This window comes from Trichocoleus desertorum ATA4-8-CV12 (assembly GCA_019358975.1).
GTDB classification, from domain to species: domain Bacteria; phylum Cyanobacteriota; class Cyanobacteriia; order FACHB-46; family FACHB-46; genus Trichocoleus; species Trichocoleus desertorum_A.
Window position 1 is genome coordinate 111831 of record JAHHIL010000009.1, and the last position, 12821, is coordinate 124651.

The window sequence follows — 12821 nt, forward strand, 5'->3', positions numbered from 1 at the left end:
GAGACAACGAGCGACATGACAGAGACAGGCAAGGGCACAGAGGCAGATCAAAAATCTCAGTCCCGTCATCCCCGCCGCATTATCATCACGGGAGGAGCTGGATTTATTGGCTCCAATTTTGTTCATTACTGGTGCGATCGCTATCCAGAAGATCGCGTGATTGTGCTGGATGCTCTGACCTACGCTGGTAATCTGCGGAACCTAGAATCTCTAGAGGAGCGACCCAATTTTCGCTTTATTCAAGGAGACATCTGCGATCGCCTGCTGCTGGATGCCCTGTTGAAGCAAGAAAAAGTAGACACGATCGCTCACCTTGCCGCTGAATCCCACGTCGATCGTTCGATTCTATCGCCTGGGGCCTTTGTCCGTACCAACGTCGTCGGTACCTTCACGCTTTTAGAGGCGTTTCGCCAACATTGGGAAGCGCACAAGCAACCGGGTCACTATCGCTTCTTGCACGTCTCCACCGACGAAGTGTATGGCAGCTTAGGCTCCGACGATCCAGCCTTTAGCGAAACCACGCCCTACGCCCCAAACAGCCCTTATTCAGCCTCCAAAGCAGGGAGCGATCACTTCGCCCGGGCCTACTACCACACCTACAACCTGCCCACGCTGATTACCAACTGCTCCAACAATTATGGCCCTTACCACTTTCCAGAAAAGTTGATTCCTTTGATGTGTATCAATATTCTGCTGGGCAAGTCGCTACCCGTGTATGGGGATGGACAAAACGTCCGCGATTGGCTTTATGTAGAAGATCATTGCCGCGCCTTAGACACCGTAATCCACCAGGGTCAGGCTGGCGAAACTTACAACATCGGCGGCAACAATGAAGTCAAAAATATTGACCTGGTTCACATGCTATGTGACTTGATGGACGAACTGGCTCCCGATTTACCCGTGCGCCCTTGCCAAAAGCTGATTACGTATGTCAAAGACCGTCCAGGACACGATCGCCGTTACGCCATTAATGCCGACAAAATTAAGACGGAGCTAGGTTGGGCTCCGCAACAGACAGTCGCAGCAGGCTTACGCAAAACTGTGCAGTGGTATCTAGAACATCCCAGTTGGTGGAAACCCCTGCTTTCTGAGGAATATCAAGCGTACTATCGCAAAGTGTACGCCTAACTACTGGATGGTTGATTAGGCACCACAGTACCTAGTGCTGGCGTAAGGGCACCTCTTGTGGGTGCTCTCAATGCGGGTGATACGGATAGTGAGGTTAGGCACCTGCTCCTAGCGGCCAAGTGCTGACAAGGAAAACAATCACTGCTCCCAACGCCAGCAAGCCTTGAATTAAGTTCCCAACTAACGAACCTACGACAATACCAATGCCAGCTTTAACGGCGATCGCAAAATCTCGTCGATAAATCAATTCGCCCACGATCGCGCCGAGTAAGGGACCAATCAGAATTCCCAACAATGGCCCCCCAAAAGGCAGTGCAGGCAACAAGCCAAAGAAGCCGAGCAACAAACCTACCACGGCCCCAATTTGGCCCCACTTACTCGCTCCGAAACGTTTGGCTCCCCAGAAACTCGCTAAAAAATCCACGCCTATGCTCACGAGTAGCACCCCGACCGCTACCGCTAAAGGGACTGTCACCGTGCCAAACCCGTGGGCAACCCCCCAAATGACAATAGCAACCACAATCAAGCTGGTTCCTGGAATAGCTGGCACCACGGCACCAATCACCCCGATTACCATTACAGCCACAAGCAACCAATAGAGTACGGTCATAATTTAAACGTGAGGTTGAGAAACTTCTAAATAGTGATCGATAAATGGTGACTGAGGGTGTTGTCTAATTTGTCCGCGATCGCCTCCACCCAGTTTTCGTCCTGCTTAGTATAGCTGCGCGGAGCATTGGCTCCTAGAATGACAGCTCCTTGATTGCCAATCGGTTGGCAAATAATTCCCTGGGTGTTTTCGGGCAAATAGTCAAACTCGATGCGTCCAGGATAAGCTTTTACATCGACTAAATAAACAGGTTTTTGCTTCTCTAGCACCCGTTGCAAAATTGGCCCTGGTTTCACCTCTGCGTTGGTTGCCAAAATTCCCCGCCGCAGCAAGACGCGCCCCTGATACCACACCACCAGCGATCGCGTCACAGTATTAGTGAGCAAAATCTGGGAAGCCCAGGCTAGTTCTAGCCTCACAGCCTCTGGCAAATCTGGTGCTAGTTCTAGTCCTTCTTCACCCATTAAATTAACGGCATCGGGCGATCGCGGTTGAATCCGTTGCCACAGCAGCCCCGTTAGAATCAATAGGGCACTTAAAATCACGCCTAAGGCATCAGAACGGGCTTGGGCATCGGTTAAATTAGGCGTTAGCAAACGATTGATGAATAACAAAGTCCCTGCTAACGCACCCACAACAATAGGTAAACGACGTAAAACTTGATTTTGATCCGGTTTTGCCATGCCTGAGGGCCTGATTCTATCTATTCATCATCGTAATAGATAGAATGTTTCCGTCTTGGTTTTAGCTTCAGCCGTGTGGAGGCAAATCAGTAGTGCTGGAATTAGTCAGCTCTGGGTTGGTGTCGCTTTGGTTCAAAATGGCCCATGTACCCCAACCCATCAATCCCGACAGCTTGTTTGCGTCTTGGAATACGCCTGGTCTAGTTTTTTCTAGTCAGCCTGACCCAGGGGGCGAAGCCAAGGTCAACCAGTATTTGCAAGGTCTAAGCGCCACAGGACTCACTGAGACCAACCAAGGGGTTTGGGTACAAGCGGGCTACAATCTTTTGGCCAATCACCAGGGAACGCAACCTCTCCCTGCCGCTTCTTTGACCAAGGTCGCGACTTCTCTAGCAGCACTGGAGACTTGGGGGCCTGATCACCAATTTGACACCTTAATTGGAGCCACTGGACCGATTCAGAATGGGGTGTTACAGGGAGATTTGGTGATTCAGGGTAATAATGACCCCTTCTTTGTCTGGGAAGAAGCGATCGCCCTCGGCAATACCCTCAATCGCATGGGCATCCGCCAAGTCACAGGCAAGTTAGTGATTATGGGCAACTTCTCCATGAACTATGAGTCCGATCCACAAGTAGCAGGAGCCCTGCTGAAGCAAGGACTCAATGCCCAACTTTGGCCTGACGAAGCTAAGGCGCAGTACCTCAACTTGCCCAAGAATACTCCTCAGCCGCAAGTGGCGATCGCCGGGGATGTTCAGGTAGCCACTTTACCCATTCCCAAGCAGATTGCTTTGTTAAGGCACCAATCCCTGCCATTGGCGCAAATCCTCAAGCAGATGAACATCTACAGCAACAACGCGATGGCTGAGATGTTGGCCGATTCAGTGGGGGGAGCCTCTACAGTGGCCGCGCGAGCCGCTAGAGCTGCGGGAGTACCTCAGGCAGAAATTCAACTGATCAACGGCTCTGGTCTGGGTCCAGAAAATCAAATTTCTCCCCGTGCGGTCTGCGCCATGTTTATGGCGATTGAAACTTACTTGAAGCCTCAGCAAATGACGGTAGCTGACTTGTTTCCGGTATCGGGTCGTGACGGTGGCACCCTCGAAGATCGCAATATTCCCGTGGCTTCTGTGGTCAAAACTGGAACACTTTGGGATGTAAGTACTCTAGCGGGAGCCTTGCCAACACGCGATCGCGGCTTAATTTGGTTTGCCATTCTTAACCGAGGTGAAGATTTAGACGGGCTGCGGGATCGACAAGACCAACTGCTGCAAAACTTACTAGAGCAGTGGGGAGCCGATCAATCGGTGGCGACTGAGATTGATCCCAGCAGCTCCTCAAGCCCTAAGGCACCCCTCAACTTCTCGGCTCAAGCATCCGGTAGTGAAACCGCTCCTACTCAGTTCATGGGAGCTACAACCGCTTCTCCTAGCCAGCCAGCGCCAACAGCACCTGCCAGCCACCAAAAGTTTCAGCTAGGCGATGACAGGCGCAATCAAATTTTGTTTAAAATCCAGGTTTGAGGTTCTAGCTAAGGAATAATTTCCGTAACCACTCGTCCACCACTCACCACAATATTTTGGTCTTGCAAAGTTCCTGATGCTTTGGGACCCTTGAGGTTAAAGGGTGGATCTGCTTGAGTGTAAACTACGTTCCCAGTCGCTTCAACTTGCTGAGTGGGAATATACCAGGTGAGTTGGTCTGCTGCTAGCTGGGATTGATTGCGCTGGCCCTGACCTTGGACATTTCCCGTTAGGTAAAAAATTCTTGGTTCTAGCTCGCCCCGTCCTTGGTTGGCGCTTAGAGCGACTTGCTGTTCCCGGTGCAACACATCAACTCGCTGGTCAGAAACCACCGTTTGATCATTGAGGTTCCAAATTAGGGAATTGCTGGCAATTTCTAGCGGTGGCTCAGCGACAGACAATTTAGCGTTTTGTTTTAGCGTGGCGATTTTGGTTTTTAGCTGCACTTCGGCTTGGTCTGCCACGGCGCGATCGCTGACGACAGTCCCGACATAGCGATCGATCTGGACTGGCTTATCAACCACTACTAACTGCTTGGCAATTTCCCAGATCAAATGCTCGCTCTTAAAGCCCAAAGCGGGATCTTTAGACGTAGCTGCCACCTGACCAAAAAACTCCATGCGGCGGGCGCGACTGTATACTTTGGCCTCTTTGGCTGTGGCTTGGATCTGAGGGTGAGTGCCAGTAATGTTATTGCGAACCCATAAAAGATCGATTTTGGGTTGCCATTCCAACTCATTACCCTTGACGATCGCCCCGCTTTGAATATCTGTGGCGACAATTTGCCCTTTGAGCAAAATAGTTTGGCCATCTTTTTGAACTTCGCCAGTCTGAGCTTGAATCTTGTAGACCGCTTTGCCATCCTGGAACAGCTCTCCAGAAGGGCTTTGCACATTAGCAACTTTTTGGTCTTTGCTGTAGCGCGCCTGTTTGGCTTTAACTTTCCACAGCAACTGACCTTTCTCATCCACCTGCTCTAAGGTGACATCATTAAACGTCAAGTTGTTATCAAAATTCTGCGCCGCAGAACTATCTTGAGCCAATTTGTCTGCCGTTTGGCTTTTCTTGGGGCCTCCACAGCCACTCAGCCCCAACAACAAGAGAAGCATCCCCAATTGCAAGGGAGCGATCGCGTGTCTGCGCAAGGTAGACAGTTTCAAGGGCAGCAGCGGTGGCATCAGCATTCTCAAAGTGTTCAATACCAAAATTGACTATACAGCAGACTTCTGGTTCCACTTTAGACGCTGGTGCATGCTTCTAGCTGCCCTCAAAACAATAAGGGCGCAGGAGATACGCCCTTATCTACGATTTTGTATATCAGCCCTATAAGTTTGAGTTGCTATGAATCGCTAACACTGTTTTTTCTCTGAGCTATTTAACTTTTTGGCAGCTTTGAGACTATTAAGTAACTTGTGAGCAACTTGATATGTGAGCCTGCCAGCAGTTAACCCTAGCTCTGAATTAGTAGTTAAAGGGTTACCGTTCTTCGGGCTCCTCAACGACTCCAATGCTAGAAAGAGGGCGATAGGTGTAGCTTTGTCGAGGTGTTTTTTGGATATCTTCCTTAATGTTGTCGAGATCAATATAGCGATCGGCCACATTGATCAAGCTATCACTGGTCATGGAGCGCAGGCTCACGACCTCAACCCGTACCCCTCGGTAACTGACTGAATTAACAGCGTACGCTAAGTCGCCATCCCCACTGACCAAAACCGCTGTGTCGTAAGAAGAAACCAAAGCCATCATGTCTACAGCGATTTCAACATCCAAGTTGGCTTTTTTAGAACCATCGGGTAGCTGCACCAAGTCTTTAGAGATCACGCGATAGCCGTTACGCCGCATCCAAAGCAAAAAACCTTGTTGTTTTTCGTTTGTGCGATCGACCCCTGTATAGAAAAAGGAGCGAAGTAAGCGCGAACCCGCTGTCAGACGGCAAAGCAGCTTGGTGTAATCAATTTCGATCCCTAACTGCAATGCGGCATAAAACAAGTTAGAGCCATCAATAAAAATGGCAACACGGCCCCGATTTTCTAAAACCTGCTCCGGCGTGAATACAGTGCTACTTTCTAAATTGTTCAACATGGTTGTTATACCTCTTTTTTATGAAAAAATTGATGTTTCATTGAGCTACCTACTAATGACCGTAGCACTGATAGACTAAACTCCGCCTAGGTAACTGCTTCCGGAGCCTCTAAACGTTGAAATACAGGTTTAGGATCACCTAGTGGCTGACTACCAGGTAGTATTCCCCATGTAGCATGAGTCACAAACGGAACTGAAACATCTATTAAACTTTGGTGGTCGAAATCTACAGTAAATCCAAGCTGCTGATAGATTGCACTACTGACATTTGGAATAATCGGTGATAACAGATAGGCGGCGAGCCTAACCGATTCTAGTACCGCATAGAGTACTTGCTCGACTGCTTGCTGTTCGCCTCGCTTGTACAGAGTCCAAGGTGCTTGCTCATCGATGAACTTGTTGCCCATTCGGACTAGGGCCAAAATGGCTTCACAAGCTTCACTAAAAGCTAGGGCTTCATAAGATTGAGCCACGCGATCGCCCAAGGTAGAGCCAACTGCCTTCAAGGGATGATCCGCAGCAATGTCTGATCCCACGACCGCAGGCACCTGGCCATCGCAATACTTGTAGGCCATCTTCAGCGTCCGGTTCAGCAAGTTCCCCAGATCATTGGCTAAGTCGGCGTTCAAGATGTTGATAAAGCGCGTTTGATTGAAGTCGCCATCTCGGCCAAATTCAATTTCCTTCAGGAAGTAGTAACGCACCGCATCGGAGCCATACCGATCGACCAAGGCCACCGGATCAATAGTGTTGCCTAAACTCTTACCCATCTTCTGACCATCTTTGGTCAAGAAACCGTGCCCGAATAAGCGCTCCGGTAGAGGCAATTGCGCTGACATCAGCATGGCAGGCCAATAAACTGCATGAAAGCGCAGAATATCTTTGCCGATTAGGTGCAGATTGATGGGCCACCAATGAGCCAAGGCATTCTCTAAGGTGGGCTCGCTTTCGGGGTCCAGTAGAGCCGTCACATAGCCTAGCAGCGCATCGAACCAAACATAGAGCGTGTGTCCAGAATCAACAGGAACAGGAAATCCCCAGTCCAAATTGACCCGAGAAATAGAAAAATCCTTCAGTCCCTGGCTCACAAAGCTGAGCACTTCATTGCGGCGGATTTCTGGTTGAATAAAATTCGGTTGTTGTCGGTAAAGTTCTTCTAGTTTTGTTTGATAGTTAGAGAGCCGAAAGAAATAATTTTGTTCGTCCCGCCATTCGGTTTCACGTTGGTGAATACTACAGCGATGGCCTTCCAGTAAATCTCGTTCTTCCTTAAATTCTTCGCAAGCTACACAGTACCAGCCTTTTTGTTGGCCCAGGTAAATATCGCCACGCTCCCAAACTCGTTGAAAAAACTCTTTAACGATGGCTGCATGACGGAGATCGGTGGTACGAATAAAGCGATCGCTTTGAACGTTTAGCTGCTGCCAAAGCTGAGAAAATCCAGCGGAAATTTCGTCGCAATGTGCTTGAGGCGATCGCCCCAGAGCTTCGGCTGTGCGCTGGATTTTTTGCCCATGCTCATCAGTCCCTGTAATCAGTAAAACTGATTTGCCACGCAGTCTTTGAAAGCGCGCAATTACATCTGCGGCGATCGTTGTGTAAGCACTCCCAATATGAGGTAAATCATTTACATAATAAAGAGGTGTTGTAAGAGCAAATTTTTCTTTATTCGTATCAGAGTTCATGGAAGAGAAAAATACAATACACTAAAGCCGCTTTTAATCATACATGAGCACCTGCAAATAAGTTCTTTATTTGCTCTTTGATCTAGGCTAATTAACTTCGATTAATTAAGTCTAGAAGCCAATAAAAATATAGCTAAGGTGACAAATATAAAACTAACTACTATCTTAACCGTAAACTTTGCTTAAAACAGTTTGCAAAACCTTAAATCAATCAAGACAAAAATTATTTTTGCAACCTACAGCCACAATGTGCAGTTGCTATTCCTTAGTAGACTTGGGCACTTGGTTCTGCTTCGCTGGGTAGAAACGTTTCCCGAGGCTAGCGATAATTCTTTACTTAGCTAGACCTACAGTCTCTACTTTAAGACATGTGTTGTGCCCAGTAAAGTAATGTTAACACTGTCATTAGAAGAGTTAAGGCTTTTGTTGTCTGCTGATGTCTTCCAATAGCCCTCTGCAAATTTCTCGCTGCCTCCTGACTGCCTTGGGGACTCGCATGTTTCTCTACAATGAGAATTTAGTGCCTCAAGACAGTGCTGTTTTGTTAGTCAGCAATCATCGTAGTTTTATGGACGCTCCGGTCCTCATGGCTGCGATTAACCGTCCTATTCGGTTTGCTTGCCATCACTATATGGATCAAGTGCCAGTGATGCGGGACATTGTAAAGCTGCTAGGTTGCTTTCCTCTAGATTCACTGGAACATCGCCAACAGAGCTTCTTCCGGCAGGCTAGCGAACTGCTACAGTCGCCTCAGGTGATTGGGGTGTTTCCCGAAGGGGGAGAGCCGATGGTTGAAGCGACCCATCCTCAAAAAATGCGGGGGTTTCATCGCGGCTTTGCTCACTTGGCCTTGCGGGCTCCGATTCAAAATTTGGCGGTTTTGCCTGTGGCGATCGCCTCTTGCGAAGAGAGTAATAGTGCAGGTATTCCCCTGAAGTTGTTGAGCCTGATTGACCCCTCAGAGCCCCTTTTTGATCGAAATGGCTGGCATCCTTTGGTGATTTACCATCGTGTCAATGTCCTAATTGGTCGGCCCCACTGGGTCAAGACCTCAGAGCGACAGCACTACCGAGGCAAGGATGCCAAAACTGTTGTGGCTGATTTGACTCACTACTGCCACACAGAAATTGACCAATTACTCGCTCAGGGTTGCTATTACAGCTAAATTGAGTGGCTAACACTTCCATACCCAATCGAATTATTGATTTCAACCTCCTTGAGAAAATGCAGGAAGTCAAGAGCCAAATCTGTTTTCTGACACCCAAACGCCTGAATCCTCACCATTCCCTGTTTGTGTTCCTCCCAGGTATGGATGGTACAGGCCAACTTTTGCGATCGCAGACCTCAAGTCTAGAAACCAGCTTTGATATTCGCTGCTTAGCTATTCCCCCCACCGACTTAACTAACTGGGAGATTTTAGCCGCAAAGGTGATTGATTTAATTCAAGAGGAAATCGCCAAGCAGAAGCAGCCACGCCCCGTCTATCTTTGCGGCGAATCTTTTGGGGGTTGTTTAGCCCTTCAGGTCGCCACTCAAGCACCAAAGCTTTTTGATCGCCTAATTCTTGTTAATCCAGCCTCGTCCTTTAAGCGGCGGCCTTGGATTCAATGGGGTTCCTCTCTGGCCCGTTGGTTGCCAGAACCTTGGTATCAAGTATCCTCAGTCGGGTTGCTACCATTTCTAGCTTCCTTTGGACGTATCTTGCCGGAAGATCGCCATGCCCTACTCGAAGCTGTTCAATCAGTCCCGCAAAAAACCTCTATCTGGCGTCTTTCCCTCCTAAATGAGTTTGAGATCGAGGACAAGCGGCTGCGTTGCGTCACCCAACCCGTTTTGCTCTTGGGTAGTGCCGCCGATCGCCTCTTACCTTCCCTAGCAGAAGTCGAGCGGTTAGCTGAGATTTTACCCAACGTCACCAGCGTTGTTTTACCAGATAGTGGTCACGCTTGCCTGTTAGAAGCAGATATCAATCTCTATGAAATTATGCGTCAACACAATTTTTTGGCGCATCCAGATCACCTAAGTTTGCCTAGCCCCACTTAAGAGATTGAAGTTCATATGAAGTTCATAGTATGCGAGGATTGAGGCAGACTAGACTGCGCCCTCATCTAAATGCATTGCCAAACTCTCTAGGTACATTGCTAGACACAAGCAGAATCAGGAGTCCATCACCGCGATCGCATCAATTCAAGACCTAGTTTCAAGCATTGGTGTGACTCTCAAACCCACGTCATCCTGAAGGGAAAATAGAACTATGATGCCAACCCGCTTTTATCTAAAGTGCGATTTTTTGGTAAATCCCTTCTGGAACTCGCAAACTCTGACCAACAGTCGCTAGAATGATGGAAACTCGGTGATCCAGAACACTGATATGGAGTTACGTTTGCCACTTAGAAGCGTTGACAGGTAAGACTCTCCGGTTAGGATGGCGCTTCCTTCAAACTTCCGCTAGTTTGTCCTCTTCACACTCATGACCCTAGTCCATGATGTTTTTAAGCGACTCCTCCACACTCTGGCAAACGACTTCATTCACACTGCTGAATTATTCCTTTCACCACCTTGGATAATGACTGTAACAGGTACCATCCATCTCCAAGAACGTTTTAACCCAACTCTCCTCCGTTTAATTCAGGCTCAAGTTGCTAAATTTTTCCATTCCATTAATCAAGTGCTGCCTGCTAGTAACTGCACCTTACGAGCAGGCAGGCAATAACTCAGCAATGCTCACCCTCACCACTTCATTAGATACCCCTAAAGTCACCTGCAACAACGGTTGAGGTTTCTGTCACAGTTGAGGGCTCAGCATTGCTAGGGGTAAGGCTACGGCAATTGATTAAGCATTAGAAGAGTTAGGTGCTCAGGAGAAACCAAACATGCTACACCGCAAGATCTATCAACTCTGTTCAGATGGTCGCGAAGTCTGGATTTTCTTGCGGGACCAGCAACGCTGGATTGAACGCGCGCGTATCCTTGATATTGAAGGAGACTTAGTGACGCTGCGTTACGAAACCGAAGAAGAAGATGAAATGTGTTCTTGGGAAGAGATGGTGCGGCTCGAAAGCATTGGAGCAGTCACTCAGAAGCTAGCTACAGTCCCCAGAGGCGATGTGGAACCTCTAGTTTCCGATGACTGTCCCGAAGCAGAACAAATTCGCAAACATCCTGAGTCCAATCCAGACTAAGGCTCAGTCCCTAAAATTTTCCGCTAAAGGCAGACAGTCAGTTGTCTGCTTTTTTGCTTTTTTTGTAGCGTGGCTGTGGGACAATAGTCTCTTTGCAGGGATTTTATGACTGCTGCGTATATTCAAGACGAAACTGAGTTCAATACACTCTTAGAAAGTGAGCCATTACTGGTCGTAGACTGTACAGCTTCTTGGTGTGGTCCTTGTAAACTGATTGCTCCCTTAATAGACCGACTCGCAGAAGAGTATAGCGATCGCGCGAAGGTGCTTAAATTAGATCTCGATTCCAACAAGGAGGTAGCTAAACGATTTAGCGTCCGCAGTATTCCTGCCATCATGATCTTTAAGCAAGGCGAGTTGGCAGAAACGATGGTAGGCGCTAAACCCTATGAGGAATTTAGCACCACACTCGACAAATACCTGGCTTAATTTCAAAGGGCGATCGCGTTCCGCTACATCAACGCGATCGCTCACGGCCCCAGCCTGAGATGGAGTCAAAACTCAACTGTGGATGCCATCATTTAAAGACCTAGCTAGACGGGCAGCGATCGCCGCAGCGCTTGTACCAAAAGGCTTGGGGTCAGAGAAGATTTATCCGCTTTGCTAAACATATGATGCTTCATACTCAGAGTCCTAAATAATCTATGCTGCTGCGGCAATGACTCCGAACTCCCTAAGAATAGAATTCCTGTACTTCTAAGGCTGAAGTAGAAGCGAACCAGGGCTTTATTTTGGCCCACACAATTAAAATAAATCAAGGCGTTTCGGCACACCAGCAGGTCAATTTTAGACATTGGTGGGTCTTCTAGCAGGTTATGACGAAAGAAGAGCAACGGCTTTCGCAGTTCTAATCGAACGCGGTAGCAGTCCCCGTCTCGTTCGAAGTAACGTTCTTGCAGAGCTAAAGGTACAGGAGCAATCCGATTGGCAGCATAGCAACCTTGACGAGCTTGCTCTAGAGCTTCCACATCGACATCAGAGGCAAAAATTCGCACTCGCTCTTGATACTGCTCTATCCCTAATACTTCAGCGAGCGTCATAGCAAGCGAGTAAACTTCTTCTCCAGACGCACATCCAGCACTCCAAAGCCTGATGGGTTCATCAGCCTTTTTCTGATCCCGAATCCAAGGAATGATCTCAGTCACCAGATACTCCCAAGCTAATGGGTCTCTAAAGAAATCAGTGACGTTAATCTCAATCGTATTAAACAAGAAGCCAAACTCATCTGGGTTTGCTTGCAGATAAGTTGTGTAATCACTATAAGCGTCTATTCCAACTTGTTCCATTCGCAGCTGGACTCGACGCATCAAGCTAGAGGGCTTATATTCTGTGAAGCTAAACCCGTGACTTTGCTTCAGGTAGTCTAATAATTTCTCAAAAGCAGGATTCCTTTGTAGAGCTTGCTCTGATTGGGTTTGAGGTGGGTGCATGTTCTTGGTGTGAGAAGACTTTTTTGCAATCTTTCACCGCTCCAAGTGGACTGGATGTCTAACCCTAACACTCAAGCTTGCAGAATGCTGTTAATTTTCCAGCTAGTTTCTACAGCTTGAACTGTTTGCTAGCGGTTGTTTGACAGTTTAATTTGAGTAACACTGGAAAATCAGCGTTGCTTCAGCTTATCTAATCTGGATTAAAGGGCGAACGACGGGAATTGAACCCGCGAATGGTGGAACCACAATCCACTGCCTTAACCTCTTGGCCACGCTCGCCATCGCGTTTCTAAGTATAGCACTCCTTTGAGAAAATTCTCTAGATCCGGGAGCAAAAAAACTAAATTTACAATCAGATAATCTGTAATGGGTTAACTGGTGGTGGGTTCGGGAGGCTGTAAGTCCCGCGCTCTACCGCTATGCCTTCGGCAGGCTACGCCAACGGTGAGCGTCGGGATACACGGACATCCCGCGTGAGTTGAGGGGTATGCGCTACGC

General features: G+C 48.1%; 13 protein-coding genes and 1 tRNA gene. 7 read left to right on the forward strand and 7 right to left on the reverse strand.

Features of this window, described 5'->3' with window-relative positions:
* Nucleotides 1-15 precede the first annotated feature (15 nt).
* Nucleotides 16-1128, forward strand: a complete 1113-nt coding sequence (rfbB, locus tag KME12_10355) for a dTDP-glucose 4,6-dehydratase (GenBank protein MBW4488178.1) — start codon at nt 16-18, stop codon at nt 1126-1128.
* Nucleotides 1129-1222: 94 nt separating this feature from the next.
* On the opposite strand, the gene KME12_10360 is transcribed toward rfbB, so the two are convergent.
* Both KME12_10360 and KME12_10365 read right to left on the reverse strand, forming a co-directional pair.
* On the reverse strand, nt 1223-1738 hold the full coding sequence (locus KME12_10360) for a DUF456 family protein (protein MBW4488179.1): 516 nt from the start codon (nt 1736-1738) through the stop codon (nt 1223-1225).
* A gap of 26 nt (nt 1739-1764) precedes the next feature.
* Nucleotides 1765-2421 carry a cofactor assembly of complex C subunit B gene (locus KME12_10365; protein ID MBW4488180.1) on the reverse strand — a complete coding sequence of 219 codons (657 nt, stop codon included), beginning with the start codon at nt 2419-2421 and terminating at the stop codon, nt 1765-1767.
* A gap of 137 nt (nt 2422-2558) precedes the next feature.
* Here KME12_10365 and KME12_10370 point away from each other — a divergent pair, with 137 nt between their 5' ends.
* The gene (locus KME12_10370; GenBank protein ID MBW4488181.1) at nt 2559-3944 is read left to right on the forward strand and encodes a D-alanyl-D-alanine carboxypeptidase; all 1386 of its coding nucleotides are present in this window, start codon (nt 2559-2561) and stop codon (nt 3942-3944) included.
* 8 nt (nt 3945-3952) lie between these two features.
* Here the strand turns inward: KME12_10370 and lptC are convergent, their stop codons facing one another.
* The 3 genes from lptC to metG all read right to left on the reverse strand — a co-directional run bounded on the left by lptC (nt 3953) and on the right by metG (nt 7711).
* The gene (gene lptC, locus KME12_10375) at nt 3953-5122 is read right to left on the reverse strand and encodes an LPS export ABC transporter periplasmic protein LptC (protein MBW4488182.1); all 1170 of its coding nucleotides are present in this window, start codon (nt 5120-5122) and stop codon (nt 3953-3955) included.
* 298 nt (nt 5123-5420) lie between these two features.
* Complete coding sequence (locus KME12_10380; GenBank protein MBW4488183.1) at nt 5421-6026, reverse strand: NYN domain-containing protein; 606 nt, start codon at nt 6024-6026, stop codon at nt 5421-5423.
* Between the two features lie 86 nt (nt 6027-6112).
* Nucleotides 6113-7711: a methionine--tRNA ligase gene (gene metG / locus KME12_10385; protein ID MBW4488184.1), complete on the reverse strand. Its 1599-nt coding sequence runs from the start codon at nt 7709-7711 to the stop codon at nt 6113-6115.
* Nucleotides 7712-8147: 436 nt separating this feature from the next.
* Between metG and KME12_10390 the strand changes: the two genes are divergently transcribed.
* The 5 genes from KME12_10390 (at nt 8148) to trxA (ending at nt 11322) form a co-directional block, all read left to right on the forward strand.
* On the forward strand, nt 8148-8876 hold the full coding sequence (locus KME12_10390; GenBank protein MBW4488185.1) for a 1-acyl-sn-glycerol-3-phosphate acyltransferase: 729 nt from the start codon (nt 8148-8150) through the stop codon (nt 8874-8876).
* Nucleotides 8877-8935: 59 nt separating this feature from the next.
* Nucleotides 8936-9754 carry an alpha/beta hydrolase gene (locus KME12_10395; protein MBW4488186.1) on the forward strand — a complete coding sequence of 273 codons (819 nt, stop codon included), beginning with the start codon at nt 8936-8938 and terminating at the stop codon, nt 9752-9754.
* Between the two features lie 523 nt (nt 9755-10277).
* Entirely contained in the window at nt 10278-10424 is a 147-nt protein-coding gene (locus KME12_10400) for a hypothetical protein (protein MBW4488187.1), read from the forward strand.
* Between the two features lie 160 nt (nt 10425-10584).
* A complete protein-coding gene (locus KME12_10405) occupies nt 10585-10893 on the forward strand; it encodes a hypothetical protein (protein MBW4488188.1) in 309 nt (102 codons plus the stop codon).
* 105 nt (nt 10894-10998) lie between these two features.
* Nucleotides 10999-11322, forward strand: coding sequence for a thioredoxin (gene trxA, locus KME12_10410; GenBank protein ID MBW4488189.1), 324 nt, complete (start codon nt 10999-11001; stop codon nt 11320-11322).
* A 104-nt stretch (nt 11323-11426) separates the two neighbouring features.
* On the opposite strand, the gene KME12_10415 is transcribed toward trxA, so the two are convergent.
* The gene (locus KME12_10415) at nt 11427-12323 is read right to left on the reverse strand and encodes a protein-glutamate O-methyltransferase CheR (GenBank protein ID MBW4488190.1); all 897 of its coding nucleotides are present in this window, start codon (nt 12321-12323) and stop codon (nt 11427-11429) included.
* Nucleotides 12324-12529: 206 nt separating this feature from the next.
* Nucleotides 12530-12602 (reverse strand) — tRNA-His (locus KME12_10420).
* Between the last annotated feature and the right edge of the window lie 219 nt (nt 12603-12821).